General features: G+C 43.7%; 19 protein-coding genes. 17 read left to right on the forward strand and 2 right to left on the reverse strand.

Features of this window, described 5'->3' with window-relative positions:
* Positions 1-92: 92 nt before the first annotated feature.
* From clpX to whiA, 6 genes are read left to right on the forward strand one after another with little or no spacing between them, the layout of a single operon-like run.
* Positions 93-1,325 (forward strand): ATP-dependent Clp protease ATP-binding subunit ClpX, encoded by a 1,233-nt coding sequence (clpX, locus tag B7723_RS03165; protein ID WP_002874765.1) that lies wholly within the window; start codon positions 93-95, stop codon positions 1,323-1,325.
* Positions 1,326-1,333: 8 nt separating this feature from the next.
* Entirely contained in the window at positions 1,334-1,921 is a 588-nt protein-coding gene (yihA, locus tag B7723_RS03170; RefSeq protein ID WP_000405203.1) for a ribosome biogenesis GTP-binding protein YihA/YsxC, read from the forward strand.
* A gap of 9 nt (positions 1,922-1,930) precedes the next feature.
* Positions 1,931-2,311: a RidA family protein gene (locus B7723_RS03175; RefSeq protein WP_001140420.1), complete on the forward strand. Its 381-nt coding sequence runs from the start codon at positions 1,931-1,933 to the stop codon at positions 2,309-2,311.
* A gap of 51 nt (positions 2,312-2,362) precedes the next feature.
* Entirely contained in the window at positions 2,363-3,253 is an 891-nt protein-coding gene (rapZ, locus tag B7723_RS03180; protein ID WP_000163039.1) for an RNase adapter RapZ, read from the forward strand.
* On the forward strand, positions 3,250-4,227 hold the full coding sequence (locus B7723_RS03185) for a YvcK family protein (RefSeq protein WP_084849181.1): 978 nt from the start codon (positions 3,250-3,252) through the stop codon (positions 4,225-4,227). The genes rapZ and B7723_RS03185 overlap by 4 nt, the downstream gene beginning before the upstream one ends.
* Complete coding sequence (whiA, locus tag B7723_RS03190) at positions 4,224-5,135, forward strand: DNA-binding protein WhiA (protein WP_084849180.1); 912 nt, start codon at positions 4,224-4,226, stop codon at positions 5,133-5,135. The genes B7723_RS03185 and whiA overlap by 4 nt, the downstream gene beginning before the upstream one ends.
* Positions 5,136-5,166: 31 nt before the next feature.
* Here the strand turns inward: whiA and B7723_RS03195 are convergent, their stop codons facing one another.
* Entirely contained in the window at positions 5,167-6,135 is a 969-nt protein-coding gene (locus tag B7723_RS03195) for an NAD(P)/FAD-dependent oxidoreductase (RefSeq protein WP_084849179.1), read from the reverse strand.
* Positions 6,136-6,271: 136 nt separating this feature from the next.
* On the opposite strand from B7723_RS03195, the gene cdaA reads away from it, so the two are divergent.
* From cdaA to B7723_RS03245, 9 genes are all read left to right on the forward strand, one after another.
* Positions 6,272-7,129: a diadenylate cyclase CdaA gene (gene cdaA, locus B7723_RS03205; protein ID WP_033630051.1), complete on the forward strand. Its 858-nt coding sequence runs from the start codon at positions 6,272-6,274 to the stop codon at positions 7,127-7,129.
* A complete protein-coding gene (locus B7723_RS03210; RefSeq protein WP_084849178.1) occupies positions 7,116-7,913 on the forward strand; it encodes a CdaR family protein in 798 nt (265 codons plus the stop codon). Before cdaA ends, B7723_RS03210 begins: the two co-directional genes overlap by 14 nt.
* Positions 7,914-7,943: 30 nt before the next feature.
* Positions 7,944-9,296, forward strand: a complete 1,353-nt coding sequence (gene glmM, locus B7723_RS03215; RefSeq protein ID WP_044020450.1) for a phosphoglucosamine mutase — start codon at positions 7,944-7,946, stop codon at positions 9,294-9,296.
* 73 nt (positions 9,297-9,369) lie between these two features.
* Positions 9,370-9,744, forward strand: coding sequence for a DUF1149 family protein (locus B7723_RS03220; protein WP_001050092.1), 375 nt, complete (start codon positions 9,370-9,372; stop codon positions 9,742-9,744).
* A gap of 2 nt (positions 9,745-9,746) precedes the next feature.
* Complete coding sequence (locus B7723_RS03225) at positions 9,747-10,595, forward strand: DegV family protein (RefSeq protein ID WP_084849177.1); 849 nt, start codon at positions 9,747-9,749, stop codon at positions 10,593-10,595.
* 151 nt (positions 10,596-10,746) lie between these two features.
* Positions 10,747-11,514, forward strand: a complete 768-nt coding sequence (gene dapB, locus B7723_RS03230; protein WP_000027878.1) for a 4-hydroxy-tetrahydrodipicolinate reductase — start codon at positions 10,747-10,749, stop codon at positions 11,512-11,514.
* Positions 11,511-12,710 (forward strand): CCA tRNA nucleotidyltransferase, encoded by a 1,200-nt coding sequence (locus B7723_RS03235; RefSeq protein ID WP_084849176.1) that lies wholly within the window; start codon positions 11,511-11,513, stop codon positions 12,708-12,710. Before dapB ends, B7723_RS03235 begins: the two co-directional genes overlap by 4 nt.
* A complete protein-coding gene (locus B7723_RS03240) occupies positions 12,707-14,575 on the forward strand; it encodes an ABC-F family ATP-binding cassette domain-containing protein (protein WP_084849175.1) in 1,869 nt (622 codons plus the stop codon). The genes B7723_RS03235 and B7723_RS03240 overlap by 4 nt, the downstream gene beginning before the upstream one ends.
* A complete protein-coding gene (locus B7723_RS03245) occupies positions 14,572-15,183 on the forward strand; it encodes a hypothetical protein (protein ID WP_084849174.1) in 612 nt (203 codons plus the stop codon). Before B7723_RS03240 ends, B7723_RS03245 begins: the two co-directional genes overlap by 4 nt.
* 53 nt (positions 15,184-15,236) lie before the next feature.
* On the opposite strand, the gene mntE is transcribed toward B7723_RS03245, so the two are convergent.
* Complete coding sequence (gene mntE / locus B7723_RS03250; protein WP_084849173.1) at positions 15,237-16,430, reverse strand: CDF family manganese efflux transporter MntE; 1,194 nt, start codon at positions 16,428-16,430, stop codon at positions 15,237-15,239.
* A gap of 306 nt (positions 16,431-16,736) precedes the next feature.
* Here mntE and B7723_RS03255 point away from each other — a divergent pair, with 306 nt between their 5' ends.
* Positions 16,737-19,433, forward strand: coding sequence for a cation-translocating P-type ATPase (locus B7723_RS03255; protein ID WP_084849172.1), 2,697 nt, complete (start codon positions 16,737-16,739; stop codon positions 19,431-19,433).
* Between the two features lie 104 nt (positions 19,434-19,537).
* Complete coding sequence (locus tag B7723_RS03260) at positions 19,538-19,948, forward strand: peptide deformylase (RefSeq protein ID WP_084849171.1); 411 nt, start codon at positions 19,538-19,540, stop codon at positions 19,946-19,948.
* Positions 19,949-19,957: the final 9 nt, after the last annotated feature.

Below are 19,957 nucleotides of genomic sequence, written 5' to 3' on the forward strand. Positions count from 1 at the left end.
GTTGAATGCTTTTACCAATCTGGTAAACAGTGTTCACGCTTTTTATATGACCTTATTTTAGATAGAATGATAAATTAGAATGGAAGGAAATCATGCCTACAAATAGGAAAAATGATATGATGGTTTATTGCTCATTTTGTGGCAAGAGCCAAGAAGAAGTAAAGAAAATAATCGCTGGGAACAACGCCTTTATCTGTAATGAATGTGTGGAGTTGGCCCAGGAAATCATTCGGGAGGAGTTGGCCGAGGAAGTCTTGGCAGACTTGTCTGAAGTACCAAAGCCAATCGAACTCCTCAATATCTTAAACCACTATGTGATTGGTCAAGATCGTGCCAAACGTGCCTTGGCAGTGGCAGTTTACAACCACTACAAACGCATCAATTTCCACGATACGCGTGAAGAGTCAGAAGATGTGGATTTGCAGAAGTCAAATATCTTGATGATTGGGCCAACTGGTTCAGGGAAAACTTTCTTGGCCCAGACTTTGGCTAAGAGCTTGAACGTGCCTTTTGCAATTGCAGATGCGACAGCTCTGACTGAGGCTGGGTATGTGGGTGAGGACGTGGAAAATATCCTCCTCAAACTCTTGCAGGCTGCTGACTTTAACATCGAACGTGCAGAGCGTGGGATTATCTACGTAGATGAAATTGACAAAATTGCCAAGAAGAGCGAGAACGTGTCTATCACACGTGACGTTTCGGGTGAAGGTGTGCAACAAGCCCTTCTCAAGATTATCGAGGGAACCGTTGCTAGCGTGCCGCCTCAAGGTGGACGCAAACATCCACAACAAGAAATGATTCAAGTAGATACCAAAAATATCCTCTTTATCGTGGGTGGTGCTTTTGATGGCATCGAAGAAATCGTTAAACAACGTCTGGGAGAAAAAGTCATCGGTTTTGGCCAAAATAACAAGGCGATTGACGAAAACAGCTCCTACATGCAGGAAATCATCGCTGAAGATATTCAAAAGTTCGGTATTATTCCTGAGTTGATTGGACGCTTGCCTGTCTTTGCGGCTCTTGAGCAATTGACAGTTGATGACTTGGTTCGTATCTTGAAAGAGCCAAGAAATGCCTTGGTCAAACAATATCAAACCTTGCTTTCTTATGATGATGTCGAGTTGGAATTTGATGATGAAGCCCTTCAGGAAATCGCCAATAAGGCTATCGAACGCAAAACTGGTGCGCGTGGTCTTCGCTCCATCATCGAAGAAACCATGCTAGATGTTATGTTTGAAGTACCGAGTCAGGAAAATGTGAAATTGGTCCGCATCACAAAAGAAGCTGTCGATGGAACGGAAAAACCCATCCTAGAAACAGCCTAGAGGTGACTATGGAAATCAATACACACAATGCTGAAATCCTGCTCAGTGCAGCCAACAAGTCCCACTATCCGCAGGATGAACTGCCAGAGATTGCCCTTGCAGGGCGTTCAAATGTCGGCAAGTCTAGCTTTATCAACACTATGCTGAACCGCAAGAATCTGGCCCGTACATCAGGAAAACCTGGGAAGACCCAGTTACTCAACTTCTTCAACATTGATGACAAGATGCGTTTTGTAGATGTACCAGGTTACGGCTATGCCCGCGTTTCCAAAAAGGAGCGTGAAAAGTGGGGGCGCATGATTGAGGAGTACCTAACGACTCGGGAAAATCTCCGTGCGGTCGTCAGTTTGGTGGATCTCCGCCACGACCCGTCAGCAGATGATGTGCAGATGTACGAATTTCTCAAGTATTATGAGATTCCAGTTATCATCGTTGCGACCAAGGCAGACAAGATTCCTCGTGGTAAGTGGAACAAGCACGAATCAGCAATCAAAAAGAAATTAAACTTTGACCCAAGTGACGACTTCATCCTCTTTTCATCTGTCAGCAAGGCAGGGATGGATCAGGCTTGGGATGCAATATTAGAAAAATTGTGAGGGAAAGAAATGGCAAAAACAATTCATACAGACAAAGCTCCAAAAGCTATCGGACCATATGTTCAAGGAAAAATCGTTGGTAATCTTTTGTTTGCGAGCGGTCAAGTTCCCCTATCTCCTGAAACTGGAGAAATTGTAGGAGAAACGATCCAAGAACAGACAGAACAAGTCTTGAAAAATATCGGTGCTATTTTGGCTGAAGCGGGAACAGACTTTGACCATGTTGTCAAAACAACTTGCTTCTTGAGCGATATGAACGACTTTGTTCCTTTTAATGAGGTTTACCAGACTGCCTTTAAAGAGGAATTTCCAGCTCGTTCAGCTGTAGAGGTTGCACGTCTTCCTCGTGATGTAAAAGTCGAAATTGAAGTGATCGCAGAGATTGGATAAGCTAGTTGAAGTTTGGCTCTGCCAAACTTTTTTTGATATAAGGAGAGATAGATGACAAAGAAACAACTTCACCTGGTGATTGTGACAGGGATGAGTGGCGCAGGGAAAACGGTAGCCATTCAGTCCTTCGAGGATTTGGGATATTTCACTATTGACAATATGCCACCAGCCCTCTTGCCAAAGTTTTTGCAGTTGGTAGAGACCAAGGATGATGACCACAAACTGGCCTTGGTAGTCGATATGCGGAGCCGTTCCTTCTTTTCAGAGATTCAGGCTGTTTTGGATGAATTGGAAAACCAAGACGATCTGGACTTCAAAATTCTCTTTTTAGACGCAGCAGATAAGGAATTGGTGGCACGCTATAAGGAAACTAGAAGAAGTCACCCTCTAGCTGCTGATGGTCGGATTTTAGATGGCATCAAGCTGGAACGTGAACTCCTAGCACCCTTGAAAAACATGAGTCAAAATGTGGTGGATACGACAGAACTCACTCCTCGTGAACTGCGTAAAACCATTGCAGAGCAATTTTCAGACCAAGAACAGGCCCAGTCTTTCCGTATCGAAGTCATGTCTTTTGGATTCAAGTATGGTATCCCTATCGATGCAGACTTGGTTTTTGATGTCCGTTTTTTGCCAAATCCATACTACCTCCCTGAACTCCGTAATCAGACAGGTGAGGATCAAGCTGTTTATGACTATGTGATGAATCATGAAGAGTCTGAAAGTTTCTATCAGCACTTACTCGCTTTGATTGAACCCATTTTGCCAAGTTACAAAAAAGAAGGCAAGTCTGTTTTAACTATCGCAGTAGGATGTACAGGTGGACAACACCGTAGTGTTGCCTTTGCCAAACGAATCGCTGAGGACCTTGCTAAAAACTGGCCTGTCAATGAAAGCCATCGTGACAAAGACAGAAGAAAGGAAACGGTAAACCGTTCATGAGAAAACCAAAGATAACGGTAATTGGTGGAGGAACAGGTATCCCCGTCATTTTGAAAAGCTTGCGAGAAAAGGATGTTGATATCGCAGCCATCGTAACGGTAGCTGATGATGGTGGCTCTTCTGGTGAACTAAGAAAGAATATCCAACAGCTGACACCACCAGGAGATCTTCGCAATGTCCTGGTAGCCATGTCGGATATGCCTAAATTTTATGAGAAGGTTTTTCAGTACCGCTTTTCAGAAGAGGCTGGTGCTTTTGCAGGTCATCCTCTAGGAAATATCATTATAGCAGGACTTTCTGAAATGCAAGGGTCCACTTACAATGCCATGCAGCTGCTAAGTCTCTTTTTCCACACAACAGGAAAAATCTACCCCTCAAGCGATCAGCCTTTGACACTGCATGCAGTCTTTAAAGACGGTTCTGAGGTGGAAGGTGAGAGCCACATTGCAGATCATCCAGGCATGATCGACCATGTCTATGTGACCAATACCTTGGATGATGAAACACCGCAAGCCAGCCGTCGAGTAGTCAATACTATTCTCGAGAGTGACATGATTGTCTTGGGGCCTGGTTCCCTCTTTACATCGATTTTGCCCAATATCGTCATTGAGGAGATTGGGCAGGCTCTCTTGGATACTAAGGCAGAGATCGCCTATGTCTGCAATATCATGACCCAGCGTGGGGAAACAGAGCACTTTTCAGACAGTGACCACGTGGAAGTCCTCCATCGACACTTAGGTCGGCCTTTTATTGATACGGTCTTGGTTAATATCGAGAAGGTTCCTAGAGAATACATGGATACCAACCGTTTTGATGAATATTTGGTTCAGGTAGAGCATGACTTTGCTGGTCTTTGCAAGCAGGTTCCTCGTGTGATTTCATCCAACTTCCTTCGTTTGGAAAATGGAGGAGCCTTCCATGATGGCGATTTGATTGTAGACGAATTGATGCGGATTATACAGGTGAGAAAATGAGTTTTACAGTTGCAGTAAAAGAGGAAATTCTTGGTCAACACCATCTCAGTCGTCATGAATTGTCTGCCATCATCAAGATGTCTGGCAGTATCGGTCTCTCGACTTCAGGATTGACCTTGTCCGTCGTGACCGAAAATGCCAAGTTGGCTCGGCACCTTTATGAGTCCTTTCTCCATTTTTATGATATCAAGTCAGAGATTCGTCACCATCAGAGAAGCAATCTTCGCAAGAATCGTGTCTATACGGTCTATACAGATGAGAGGGTGCAGGAGCTTTTAGCTGATTTGCGGCTTGCGGATTCCTTCTTTGGTTTGGAGACGGGCATTGATCCCGATATCTTAGCAGATGAGGAGGCTGGTCGTGCTTACTTATGTGGGGCCTTTCTGGCAAATGGTAGCATCCGAGATCCGGAGTCTGGCAAGTACCAGTTGGAGATCAGTTCCGTTTATCTAGACCACGCCCAAGGACTAGCCTCTCTCCTCCAGCAATTTTTACTGGATGCCAAGGTTATTGAGCGAAAGAAAGGTGCAGTTACCTATCTCCAGCGTGCAGAGGACATCATGGATTTCTTGATCGTAATTGGGGCTATGGAGGCGCGTGATAATTTTGAGCGCGTCAAGATTTTGCGTGAAACCCGTAATGATCTCAATCGGGCTAATAATGCCGAGACAGCTAATATTGCTCGAACGGTTTCTGCTAGTATGAAGACCATCAATAATATCAGTAAAATCAAAGATAGAATGGGTTTGGAAAATTTACCCGTGGATTTGCAAGAGGTAGCACAGTTGCGGATTCAGCATCCAGACTACTCTATCCAGCAGTTGGCAGATAGTCTGAGCAATCCCCTAACCAAAAGTGGCGTCAATCACAGACTTAGAAAAATAAACAAGATAGCAGATGAACTATAAAACCACGAATCGTTGATTCGTGGTTCTTTTATTATAAACTGGTCGAGTGTTTGGGTTGTACTTTTTGGTCAGGGTCAATGTAGTTAATGGCATTGTTAACAGCTGTTGGAGCTTCACCCAGTCCTGTCGCAATTAAATCGATCTTACCTTCATAGTAGCAGCAGTCCCCGATGGCATAGATACCTGCTTGGCTAGATTCTTGCTTGCTATTGACGATAATCTTGTGACGGTTGAGGTCCAGCCCCCAATTTTTAAGATTACCAACAGAAGACTTGAAGCCGTAGTTGACAAAGAGATGGTCTACTTCGATAGTTTCGGTTTCATCTGCTTTGACTTTGGTGATTTCTAGTTTGTCGAATGTTTTACCATCTCCAAGGAGTTGGCTAGGGACGAACGGTGTCTTGATGGTCACAGATGATTCTTGCAGGGCTTGCACACTATGTTCCAAGGCGCGGAAATTATCTCTGCGGTGAACGAGAGTAGTTGGGGCAATCTTTTCAAAAGCCAGAGCCCAGTCTACTGCTGAGTCCCCACCACCAAGGATGGTCACTTTCTTACCAGCGTATTGCTGAATGTTGGAAACGTGGTAGTGGATATTTTCATAGGCCTCAATCCCTTCTAGTTCAAGAGGACGTGGTTTAAAGGCACCACCACCCATGGCAATGATGACTGTTTTGGTCAGATGGCTCCCTTTGTTAGTTTGAATTCTAAAACCTTGATCTTGTTTCTCAATCTCAAGAACAGTTTCGTTGAGGTGAACAGGTGTATCAAAGCCGTTTAGCTGTTCAATCAAGCGATTGGTCAACTCTTCTCCGGTTAAGTTTGGAAAACCTGGCACATCAAGGATTTGTTTCTCAGGGTAGAGGATGGCTGGTTGACCACCGAGCTGGGGAAGAGAGTCGATGATTTGGACTTTGGCTTGGCGTAGGTGGGCGTAAAAGGCAGCAAAGAGCCCAACAGGACCGCCACCTACAATAGTAATATCATAGAGTTGAGACATGATTTCTCCTTCGTTTTTTCTAGTCAGTTTATTTTATCATATTTTTGCTTAATTTAAAATGAGGTAGGATAGGGAAAAAATGGGCAAAAAATGGTATAATAGTACAGAAAGTGTTTTGACAGGGAGGAGGCCAGGGATGAATTTTCAACCATTATCCAATTTACAATACTGGACGAGTTTGTTTTCAAGTCCTTGGACAATAGTCACCAATCTGATTGATATTCTCATTGTGACTTATATTTTATATCATTTTACCAAAGCGATTGCAGGGACCAAAATCATGATTTTGGTGCGGGGTGTTCTGGTCTTTATTTTAGGTCAGATTCTGTCCAATATGATTGGTTTGACGACCATTTCCTGGTTGATCAATCAGATCATCACTTATGGGGTTATCGCAGCGGTGGTTATTTTTTCACCAGAGATTCGGACTGGTTTGGAACGATTGGGCCGGGCTACGGATTTCTTCTACAATGCCCCTATTAGTGCGGAAGAGCAAATGGTTCGTGCCTTTGTCAAATCAGTCGAGTACATGAGCCCCCGTAAAATTGGTGCTCTGGTAGCGGTGCAGCGCGTGAGAACCTTGCAGGAATATATCTCAACTGGGATTCCTCTAGATGCTAAGATTTCCTCTGAGTTATTGATCAATATCTTTATCCCCAATACTCCCTTGCACGATGGAGCGGTCATTGTCAGAGAAGATCGGATTGCCGTAACTTCAGCCTACCTACCCCTGACTGAAAATACAGGAATTTCCAAGGAGTTTGGGACACGTCACAGGGCAGCGATTGGTTTGTCAGAAGTATCGGATGCTCTTACCTTTGTGGTTTCTGAGGAAACAGGTGGAATCTCAATTACCTATAATGGAGTCTTTAAGCATGATTTGACCTTGGAAGAGTTTGAATCAGAACTAAGAAGAATCTTGCTTCCAACATCCGAGAAAAAACAAGGTCTGAAAGAGCGTTTGCTAGGAGGATTGAAACATGAGAAAAAATAGTCTTTATATTATTTCTTCCTTCTTTTTCGCCTGCATCCTCTTTATCTATGCGACTTCAACAAACTATCAGAATAGCAACAGTGCCAGACAGGTGAGGACAGAAACCTATACCAATACGGTTCTTAATGTCCCAATTGATATTCAGTATGACAGCGATCAGTATTTTATCAGTGGCTTTACTTCTGAAGTGACGGTCTTTCTGACAGGGTCAAACAGAGTTGCATTGGCAAGCGAAATGCAGGAAAGCACTCGGAAATTTAAGGTCAAAGCTGACTTAACCAATGCCAGTGTAGGAACCATCGAAGCTCCTCTAACCATTGAAAATTTACCGAGTGGTTTGACGGCTGTTGCGACACCGCAAAAGATAACAGTCAAGGTTGGTAAAAAAGCAAAACGAGATAATGTAATCGTTGTGCCGGAGATTGACCCTAGCCAGATTGATTCTCGTGTGAAAATTGATACAGTCACTGTGTCAGATGAAAAAGTAACGGTTATTAGTGACGAGGAGACTCTCTCTAGAGTAGATCGTGTCATTGCCATCTTGCCGACAAGTGAACGGATAACAGGTAACTACTCGGCCTCTGTTCCACTACAAGCAGTTGATAAAAATGGAAATGTCTTGCCAAGCGTCATTATGCCATTTGACACTACAATGAAAATTACAACCAAAACAGTATCGTCTAGCTCGAGTTCTTCGTCAACGACCTCGTCAACGGGCTCTTCAACCAGCAGTTCGTCTTCAACGAGTTCAGAAACGAAACCAGACTCGTCTAAACAGGACTAAATAAAATAGTAGAAAAGGATGATAAATAAAATGGGTAAATATTTTGGGACCGATGGAGTCCGTGGAGAAGCAAACGTAGAACTGACGCCAGAATTGGCCTTTAAACTGGGACGTTTTGGTGGTTATGTTCTTAGCCAACACGAAACAGAAGCCCCTAAAGTCTTTGTAGGACGTGATACACGTATCTCAGGAGAAATGTTAGAATCAGCCTTAGTGGCAGGTCTCCTCTCTGTAGGGATTCACGTCTACAAACTCGGTGTCCTTGCAACACCAGCAGTAGCTTACTTGGTCAAAACTGAGGGAGCCAGTGCAGGTGTCATGATTTCCGCTAGTCACAACCCAGCCCTTGATAATGGAATTAAATTCTTTGGTGGGGATGGCTTCAAACTTGATGATGAAAAAGAAGCAGAAATCGAAGCCTTGCTAGATGCTACAGAAGACACCCTTCCTCGTCCGAGTGCCGAAGGCTTGGGAACCTTGGTGGACTATCCAGAAGGCTTACGTAAGTATGAAGGCTACCTTGTTTCAACTGGAACGCCTCTTGAGGGAATGAAAGTGGCCTTGGATACAGCCAACGGTGCAGCGTCTACGAGTGCTCGTCAAATCTTTGCAGACCTTGGGGCTCAAATAACTGTTATCGGTGAGACACCAGATGGTCTTAATATCAACTTGAATGTGGGTTCAACTCACCCAGAAGCTCTCCAAGAAGTGGTCAAAGAGAGCCAGTCAGCTATTGGTTTGGCCTTTGACGGAGATAGTGACCGCTTGATTGCTGTCGATGAAAATGGCGAGATCGTCGATGGTGATAAGATCATGTACATCATCGGTAAATATCTTTCTGAAAAAGGCCAGTTGGCTCAAAACACCATCGTGACAACGGTTATGTCTAACCTTGGCTTCCATAAGGCCTTGGAGAGTGCTGGTATTAACAAGGCAGTGACTGCTGTTGGTGACCGCTATGTCGTTGAAGAAATGAGAAAATCAGGCTACAACCTTGGTGGTGAACAGTCTGGTCACGTAATTTTGATGGATTACAACACAACTGGTGATGGTCAATTATCAGCTGTCCAATTGACTAAAATCATGAAAGAAACAGGCAAGAGCTTGTCTCAACTGGCATCAGAAGTGACGATTTACCCACAAAAACTGGTCAATATCCGAGTGGAAAATGCCATGAAAGAAAAGGCTATGGAAGTACCAGCCATCAAAACAATCATCGAAAAGATGGAAGAAGAAATGGCAGGGAACGGTCGTATCCTTGTCCGCCCAAGTGGAACAGAACCCCTCTTGCGTGTCATGGCAGAAGCTCCTACGACAGAAGAAGTTAACTACTACGTAGATACGATTGCTGCTGTTGTTAAAGATGAAATCGGAATTGACTAAAGCCTAGAAAACTAGATGAAATGATAAAAATGTGGTACAATTGCATAGTAAATTGTAGCAATGGGAGAGAAAAATGAATCTTAAACGAGAACAAGAATTTGTTAGCCAGTATCACTTTGATGCTCGTAACTTTGAATGGGAAAATGAAAATGGAGCTCCTGAAACCAAGGTAGACGTGAACTTTCAGTTGCTCCAACATGACCAAGAAAACCAAGTAACTTCGCTTGTTGTTATCTTGAGTTTTATGATTGTCTTTGACAAATTTGTCATCAGCGGAACAATTTCTCAAGTTAACCACGTGGAAGGTCGCATTGTCAACGAACCAAGCGAATTTAACCAAGAAGAAGTCGAAACCTTGGCACGTCCATGTTTGAACATGCTCAATCGTTTGACGTATGAAGTAACAGAAATCGCCTTGGATCTTCCAGGGATCAATTTGGAGTTTTAGTCATGAAATTAGCTGTCATTACAGATTCTTCAGCCTATTTAGAGGAGAAGACGCTGCAAAGAGAGAATCTATTTATCTTGGATATTCCTGTCAATATCTATGGAGAGGAGTATGTCGAAGGTGTCAATCTGACTGCTGAGGAATTTTATCAAAAAATGGCTCAGTCTGTAGAATTGCCTAAAACTAGTCAACCAAGTATTGCCAAATTGGATGAGATTCTTAGTTCTTTGAAAGACGAGGGTTATACCCATGTCTTGGGACTCTTTCTTTCGTCAGGAATTTCAGGCTTTTATCAGAACATCCAATACATGTTGGATGAGTATGATAGCTTGATCATTGCCTTTCCGGATACCCATATCACAAGCTCCCCTCTAGGATTTATGGTAGAGAGTGCCTTTGAATGGGCAGAAAAAGGCGATGATTTTGCCCAGATTCAGGAGAAGTTGGGGATTCAAATTGCTGATAATTCAGCCTTTATCATAGTAGATGATCTCGACCACTTGGTTAAGGGAGGACGTTTGTCAAATGGGGCAGCCGTCTTAGGGAATCTCCTCAGTATCAAGCCTATTCTTTATTTCAATGACCAAGGTGTGATTGAAGTTTACGAAAAAGTTCGTACAGAAAAGAAAGCAATCAAACGTTTGGTAGAAATCATCAAGGAGTTGACAAAAGATGGGGACTACCGTATAACAGTCATTCATGGGAACGCTCCTCAAAAGGCAGCGGATTTACGTCAGCTTTTGATGGAGAGTGGTGTGACTGCTGAAATTCCAATTGAAACCTTTGGTAGTGTCATTGGGACCCACCTTGGAGAAGGTAGTATCGCCTTGAGCTATACACCAATCGTCTAAATTGTTCTTACAGGCTTTGTATCATAGTAATTGAACACGGCCTACCTGCCTCTTGAAAAAAGATGCCTGTCTTGCCTTTCATGGAAAGTCAGCGCCATTCCCTATTTTTCATGGGCAGCTAACGTCCTTTGTATCTTAGTCAGGAGTAGAGATGAGTATTCGAGTAATTATTGCCGGTTTTAAAGGAAAGATGGGTCAAGCTGCTTGCCAGATGGTCTTGGCTGATCCAGACTTGGACTTGGTTGCAGTTTTGGATCCGTTTGAGTCTGAGTCAGAATGGCAGGGAATTCCTGTTTTCAATGATAAGGCTGACTTGGCTGGTTTTGAAGCGGATGTCTGGGTAGATTTTACTACACCAGCCGTTGCCTACGAAAATACACGCTTTGCTCTTGAAAATGGCTTTGCTCCTGTCGTAGGAACAACAGGATTCACTAGTGAAGAAATTACTGAGCTAAAAGCATTTTCTCGTGAACAAGATTTGGGTGGCTTGATTGCCCCTAACTTTGCCTTGGGCGCTGTCTTACTTATGCAATTTGCGGCGCAGGCTGCCAAATATTTCCCAAATGTGGAGATTATCGAGCTCCATCATGACAAGAAAAAAGATGCTCCGAGCGGAACAGCCATTAAAACGGCTGAGTTGATGGCGGAAGTGCGAGAGTCTATCCAACAAGGTGCGCCTGATGAGGAAGAATTGATTGCTGGTGCCCGTGGTGCTGACTTTGATGGCATGCGCATCCACTCAGTCCGTCTACCAGGCTTGGTAGCCCATCAGGAAGTCATCTTTGGAAATCAGGGAGAAGGATTGACCCTTCGTCATGACTCCTATGATCGCAGCTCCTTCATGACAGGGGTCAATTTGGGAATTAAAGAAGTTGTCAAGCGTCATGAGCTTGTCTATGGATTAGAACACTTATTATGAGATTAACGCAAATGCCTTCTGAATTTCAGAAGGCTTTACCAGTATTAGAAAAAATTAAAGAAGCAGGCTTTGAGGCCTATTTTGTTGGGGGCTCTGTTCGAGATGCCCTCCTCAATCGTCCCATCCACGATGTGGATATCGCGACTTCTTCCTATCCAGAGGAGACAAAGCAGATTTTTCCGCGAACAGCTGATATCGGAATCGAGCACGGAACCGTCTTAGTTTTAGAAGGGGACGAGGAGTATGAGGTAACAACTTTTCGAACAGAGGATGTCTATGTGGACTATCGCAGACCCAGCGCGGTTTCCTTTGTGCGTTCGCTAGAAGAAGACCTCAAGCGCCGTGATTTCACAGTTAATGCCTTTGCCTTGGACGAGACAGGCGAAATCATTGACTTATTCTATGGATTAGAAGATTTAAAAAATCAAGTCTTGCGAGCAGTTGGAGTGGCTAGTGAGCGTTTCAACGAAGATGCTCTGCGGATTATGCGTGGTTTCCGTTTTCAGGCCAGTCTCGGTTTTAAAGTTGAGTCAGAAACTTTTGAGGCGATGAAGACTTTGACACCACTCTTGGAGAAAATTTCTGTGGAACGCACCTTCGTTGAGTTTGATAAGCTCTTGCGGGCACCTTTTTGGCGAGTTGGTCTGTCTTCCATGATTGAGAGTCGAGCTTATGACTATCTTCCAGATATGGCAGGAAGCCAAGACAAGCTCAACAGACTGTTTGATTTGGAGACTGATTTCACTTTTGAATCCTCCGAACAAGCCTGGGCAGCTCTATTGTGGGCTTTGGAGATTAAAGATGCACAGCCATTTTTGAAACATTGGAAGACCTCACGCCAGTTTGCAAAGCAGGTTCAGGATTTGCTGACTATTTTGGCTTTGCGAGAAGAAGGAGAGCTGAGCAAGCGTGATTGTTACCGCTTTGACTTGGATTCCCTTCTACAAGCTGAAAGTCTTCGTCAGGCTCAAGGAAAAGCAGTTAATCCACAAGCTATTACAGAAACTTACCAGAGTTTGACCATTCATGATAAGAAAGAAATCCAGATTAATGGTGGCATTTTGATTAAGGAATATGGTTACCAGCCTGGACCAGACTTGGGAGAGATTTTAACAGAGATTGAGTTTGCCATTGTCGATGGAGAGTTGGAAAATGATCGTCAAGCTATCCATGCTTACCTGAGGGAGAAAAAATGAGTGATTTTATCGTTGAAAAACTAAGCAAATCCGTTGGTGACAAGACCGTTTTTAAGGATATTTCCTTTATCATCCATGACTTGGATAGAATTGGTCTGATTGGTGTCAATGGAACGGGTAAGACCACCCTTTTAGATGTTCTATCAGGTGTTTCAGGCTTTGATGGGGATGTCAGTCCTTTTTCAGCTAAAAATGATTACCAGATTGGCTACTTGACTCAGGATCCAGATTTTGATGACAGTAAGACTGTTCTAGATACCGTTCTATCCAGCGACCTCAAAGAAATCCAGTTGATTCGTGAGTATGAACTCCTCATGCTCAACTACAGTGAGGACAAGCAGGCACGTTTGGAACGCGTCATGGCTGAGATGGATTCTCTCCAAGCTTGGGAAATTGAAAGCCAGGTCAAGACCGTTCTCAGCAAGTTGGGTATTCAGAACTTGTCGACTCCAGTTGGTGAATTGTCAGGTGGTCTGAGAAGACGGGTTCAGTTGGCGCAAGTTCTCCTAGGCAACCACGACCTCTTGTTACTGGACGAGCCGACCAACCATCTGGACATTGCGACCATCGAGTGGCTGACCCTCTTTTTGAAAAATTCCAAGAAGACGGTTCTCTTTATCACCCACGATCGTTATTTCCTAGATGCACTGTCAACGCGGATTTTCGAGTTGGACCGAGCAGGCTTGACTGAGTATCAGGGCAATTACCAGGACTATGTTCGCTTAAAGGCAGAACAAGATGAGCGTGACGCTGCCCTTCTCCACAAGAAAGAACAACTCTATAAGCAAGAACTGGCCTGGATGCGAAGACAACCACAAGCGCGTGCGACCAAGCAACAGGCTCGTATCAATCGTTTTCACGACTTGAAAAAGGAAGTTTCAGATAATCCTACTGAGACAGACTTAACCATGACCTTTGAGACCAGTCGGATTGGTAAGAAGGTCATCGAGTTTAAAGATGTTTCCTTTGCTTATGAGAATAAGCCGATATTGCAAGATTTTAATCTCTTGGTGCAAGCTAAAGACCGTATCGGTATCGTTGGGGACAACGGTGTTGGGAAGTCAACTCTTCTTAATCTGATAGCAGGAAGTCTTGAGCCGACGGCAGGTCAAGTTGTTATTGGGGAAACAGTCCGAATCGCTTATTTCTCTCAACAAATCGAAGGCTTGGATGAAAGCAAAAGGGTCATCAATTACCTGCAGGAAGTAGCAGAAGAGGTCAAGACTAGCGGTGGGTCTACAACTTCCATCGCTGAGTTGCTAGAGCAATTCCTCTTTCCACGTTCGACCCATGGAACCTTGATTGAGAAATTGTCTGGTGGCGAGAAAAAACGTCTTTATCTCCTCAAATTGCTCTTGCAAAAACCAAATGTTCTCCTCTTGGACGAGCCGACCAATGACTTGGATATTGCGACCTTGACAGTTTTGGAGAATTTCTTGCAGAGCTTTGCAGGGCCAGTATTGACAGTTAGCCACGATCGCTATTTTCTTGATAAGGTAGCGACCAAGATTCTCGCCTTTGAGAATGGAAGCATCCGTACTTTCTTTGGCCATTATACCGACTACCTTGACGAAAAAGCCTTTGAAGCAGAAACAGCAAGTCAAGTTCAAAAGGCCGAAAAGGAGAAAGTGGTCAAGGTCCGTGAAGATAAAAAACGCATGACCTACCAAGAAAAGCAGGAGTGGGCAAGCATTGAAGGCGATATTGAAGCCTTGGAAAATCGTATCGCAGCCATTGAAGAAGAAATGCAGGCAAATGGCTCTGACTTTGGTAAACTGGCCACTCTTCAGAAAGAGCTAGACGAGAAAAACGAAGAACTCCTTGAGAAATACGAACGCTATGAATACCTAAGTGAGTTGGCGTGATGGAAGAAAAAGTCATTAAACGTAATCCCAAGAAAATCATTTGGAATGCCTTGTCTGGCCTGGCTTCAGTGCTTTTCTTCTTGCTGCCTCTCTCTTATCTCCATTTGTACTCGCAAAAGGGGACTAAACTTCATACGATAAGTCTGTTATTAATACTGCTTGTCCTCTTTTGTGCTGGAGTAGTCGTTTATCAGACATACAGACTGTTAAGCTCTGATAAGGAATATTTGAAATGTACTGTCGAGGGGTTTTACTACAAACCAAACCCAAAGAAACCCAGTCATTTCTATGCTTGGGCTGATGTAGAGGACTTTTTCTTCTCTCGAATTCGAGGGAAGTATAGGGACTCCTATCGGATTGAAGTTGATTTTAAAAACAAGGAAAATGTGAAATCCCAATCCTTTCTAGCTCTGTTGAAGAGAAGGATTCTCCCTTTTCATCCGTCAGCAGACTTAATTATCCCTATCTTTCTACTAGATGTAGGACTTCCTGAAAGGGTCTATGAGACCATGAAGTACTATGAAAGAGAATGGCGCATCGAGCAAAATCGTCAAGCTAGAAAAGAGGCAAAACAAGCTTCGAAAAGCAAATCTTCCAAACTTTCATAGTCTGTCTTTGCATAAAGTAGAATAATCAAAAAGACCCTATCCATTGGATAGGGTCACTGTTTGTCTTCTTTTTTTGTTTCCTGATGAAAGATATTTTGCCAAGTCTCATGGCGACGCCAGATACTAGTATGGATGATGTCATCTAGCTCATAGCAAATGAGCTTGGTTTTTTGACTAATGGAAGTGATTTGAATATCCTTAATAGCAGCATTAAGTTCTTTTTCAGACTTAAAAGCCTCTTTATCCATCTGCTCTCCATCTTGACGGATATAGAGAAAGTCCTCAGCAAGGAGTTCTTCTAGCTGATTTCCTTGGTCAATCAATTGCTCACGCATGAGCAGTTTTTTGTAGACATTGTCTAAAATTTCGTCCTCAGGTATGGGAGCTGGCTCGATATGGACATCGGTATCAAAGACTCCAAAACGCTCTTCCAACATGGATTCGACCTGGTCTGCTATTTCGTGACTTTCATAGACTGATAGATCAGGATTCATCTCCAGCGTGATATCAAGGTAGATATTGCTACCGTAGGTACGTCCTCTTTGGGACTTGACCTTACTAATCTTTGGAATCTCCATGATGGCTTTCTGATAATCTTCCAGCAGACGGTCGTCAAAACCATCTGAAAGACTAAAGGAAGACTCGATAAAGATATCATAGGCTGTCTTTAAGATAAAGAAAGTGATGATGATAGCAACCAGTTTATCCACGATAGGATAGTTGAAACTGCTGGCTAGGATAGCAATGGAAGTCCCAAGAGAGGTGACAGCATCGGAAAGATTATCCTTGGCGGCAGCCTTGAGGGCCTTGGATTTGGATTTTCTACTGAGGCGGGTATTATAGAGATAAACGGCGAACATGACTGCCGCAGAGACGACTCCTAGACTTGCACCCAGAGGGTCAATAACTGTCTGTTCCCGACTAAGAATTTTTTGAATGGTGTCCCGAAGCACATCAAAACCAACATAGAACATGATGATGGAAGTGATCAAGCTAGCCAAATCTTCAATCTTCCAATGACCAAAGCGATGGTCGCGGTCTGCAGGTTGGCGGGCCATTCGAATCCCAATCAAGAGAGCAACATTTCCGATAATATCGGATACATTGTTGAAACCATCCGCAACCAAACTGGAAGAATGCAGGAGGTGGCCAGTTGCCAATTTTGCTGCAGACAAGAGGAGGTAGGTTGAAATACTGATAATGGCTCCACGTTCTGCCAATTTGAGATTTGACATGGATTGGTTCATCGGGCTTCCTTTCTAGTCATTTAGTATTCTACCATTATACTGGTTTTCAAAGGAAAATTCAAATTTAGTCTTGTCTCATAGGATTTAAACCCTTGAAAACTTTTCAAAATTTGGTATAATAGTACTACTCAAGGGAGTAGCTGGCAGAAACCTGTGATAGTGTCGTCATTCCGAATTGTGTACTGCAAAGTATACTTTCCGGCCCTATCTTAAACAGCGAGACTTGTTATGATTAACAAGTCTCTTTTTGTTTGTCATAAAACCAAAAGAGAGCTTGTTTTGCACACAATGTCAAGGAGGAGACACATGTCAAAAGAACAAAAACGCCAAGCGTTTTATACTCAAAGTCCTGAAGAGGTCTTGAAGTCAGTTGAAGCAACTGAGCAAGGTCTTTCGTCAAGCGAAGCGCAGAAACGCCTAGCTGAATATGGGCGCAATGAACTCGAAGAGGGTGAGAAAAAATCTCTCTTGGTTAAATTCATCGAACAGTTTAAGGATTTGATGATTATTATTTTGGTGGCTGCAGCCATCTTGTCCGTCATAACTTCTGGTGGGGAAGATATTGCAGATGCCATCATTATCCTAGCCGTGGTTATCATCAATGCTGCCTTTGGTGTTTACCAAGAAGGAAAAGCAGAAGAAGCCATCGAAGCCCTCAAGTCTATGTCTAGTCCAGCTGCTCGCGTTATTCGTGATGGGCACATGTCAGAGATTGATTCCAAAGAATTGGTGCTAGGAGATATCGTTGCCCTTGAAGCAGGTGACGTAGTACCAGCAGACCTACGTTTGCTAGAAGCCAATTCACTCAAAATCGAAGAAGCTGCCTTGACAGGTGAGTCTGTTCCAGTTGAAAAAGACTTGACAGTCGAGCTTGCTGCCGATGCTGGAATTGGTGACCGTGTCAATATGGCCTTCCAAAACTCAAATGTGACCTACGGTCGTGGTCTTGGTGTTGTTGTCAATACAGGTATGTACACGGAAGTTGGTCATATCGCTGGCATGCTCCAAGATGCGGATGAGACAGACACGCCACTCAAACAAAACTTGAACAACCTTTCGAAGGTCTTGACCTATGCAATTTTGGTCATTGCCCTTGTTACTTTCGTTGTTGGTGTCTTCATCCAAGGCAAAGATCCACTTGGTGAGTTGATGACTTCTGTTGCGCTTGCTGTTGCAGCCATTCCAGAAGGGCTTCCTGCTATCGTGACGATCGTTCTTGCTCTTGGTACTCAAGTTTTGGCTAAACGAAACTCTATCGTTCGTAAGTTACCAGCAGTAGAAACACTTGGTTCGACTGAAATCATCGCTTCTGATAAGACTGGTACGCTGACCATGAACAAGATGACAGTCGAAAAAGTCTTCTACGATGCAGTCCTACATGACTCAGCTGATGAGATTGAACTTGGCTTGGACATGCCACTACTTCGTTCAGTTGTCTTGGCCAACGATACCAAGATTGATGCTGAAGGAAACCTGATCGGGGATCCAACTGAAACAGCCTTCATCCAGTATGCCTTGGACAGGGGCTACGATGTTAAAGGATTCTTAGAGAAATATCCTCGTGTAGCTGAATTGCCGTTTGACTCAGATCGTAAACTCATGTCAACGGTTCATCCATTGCCAGATGGTAAATTCCTCGTAGCAGTCAAAGGGGCTCCAGATCAACTCTTGAAACGTTGTGTTGCTCGTGATAAAGCTGGAGATGTTGCTCCGATTGATAATCAAGTCAATGACTTAATTCACACAAACAACTCTGAAATGGCTCACCAAGCCTTGCGTGTCCTTGCAGGTGCTTATAAGATTATTGATAGCATTCCAGAGAACTTGACTTCTGAAGATCTTGAAAACAACTTGATCTTTACTGGTTTGATTGGGATGATTGACCCTGAACGTGCCGAAGCGGCAGAAGCTGTTCGTGTCGCTAAGGAAGCGGGAATCCGTCCAATCATGATTACGGGTGACCACCAAGATACAGCGGAAGCCATTGCCAAACGTTTGGGAATCATCGATGAAAATGACTCAGAAGACCATGTCTTGACAGGTGCTGAGCTTAACGAACTTTCTGATGAAGAATTTGAAAAAGTCGTTGGTCAATACTCTGTTTATGCGCGTGTATCTCCGGAACACAAGGTTCGTATTGTCAAGGCTTGGCAAAACCAAGGTAAGGTTGTTGCCATGACAGGTGACGGTGTTAATGACGCTCCAGCTCTGAAAACAGCCGACATCGGTATCGGTATGGGGATTACTGGTACAGAGGTTTCTAAGGGAGCTTCTGACATGATTCTTGCAGATGATAACTTTGCGACTATCATCGTCGCAGTTGAAGAAGGACGTAAGGTCTTCTCAAACATTCAAAAGACTATTCAATACTTGCTTTCTGCCAATACGGCTGAAGTATTAACCATCTTCCTATCAACCTTGTTTGGTTGGGATGTCCTACAGCCAGTTCATCTCTTGTGGATTAACTTGGTAACCGATACCTTCCCAGCTATTGCTCTTGGTGTTGAGCCTGCTGAGCCAGGTGTTATGACCCACAAACCACGTGGACGCAAATCAAGTTTCTTCTCAGGTGGGGTCATGAGTTCCATTATCTATCAAGGTGTACTCCAAGGGGCACTCGTCTTGACTGTTTATGGTCTTGCTATTGCTTATCCGGTCCATGTAGGAGATAATCACGCCATTCATGCGGATGCCCTCACCATGGCCTTTGCAACACTTGGTTTGATTCAGCTCTTCCATGCCTACAACGTCAAGTCTGTTTACCAATCCATCTTGACAGTCGGACCATTCAAGTCTAAGACCTTCAACTGGTCTATCTTGGTATCCTTCATCCTCTTGATGGCAACAATCGTTGTAGAACCGCTTGAAGGTATCTTCCACGTAACCAAACTAGACTTGTCACAATGGGGTATTGTTCTAGCTGGAAGCTTCTCAATGATACTTATCGTCGAAATCGTCAAGTTTGTTCAACGTAAACTTGGTCTTGATAAGAACGCGATTTAAAAAGAAAGTCATCTTCGGATGGCTTTTTTTGCATTTGAGGGAAAGGACTAGGAGTTGCTCCCTTTTGTGCTATAATAAAGTAAAATAGCAAGGAGCGTAAGAGAATGGAAAAGAAAATTGTCCGAGATGTCTTATTCTTGTCTCAGGTCTCGAAACCTGCAAGTCAGGAAGATTTTTATCTGGCTAAGGATTTGCAGGATACCCTGCTGGCTAATTGCGAGACCTGTGTTGGTCTAGCGGCCAATATGATTGGCGTGCAGAAGCGTGTCATTATCTTTAATCTTGGTTTGGTTCCTATGGTCATGTTTAACCCCATTCTCCTTTCCTACAAAGGACCTTACGAGACAGAGGAAGGATGTTTGTCCTTGACTGGGGTGCGACCAACAACTCGCTATGAAACGATTACGGTATCTTATCGTGATAGCAAGTGGCAGGAACAGACCATTACGTTAACAGGTTTTCCAGCTCAGATCTGCCAACATGAATTGGATCATTTAGAAGGACGGATTATTTAGGAGGAACTC

It is taken from the genome of Streptococcus oralis subsp. oralis (assembly GCF_002096435.1).
Taxonomy (GTDB): Bacteria; Bacillota; Bacilli; order Lactobacillales; family Streptococcaceae; genus Streptococcus; species Streptococcus oralis_AA.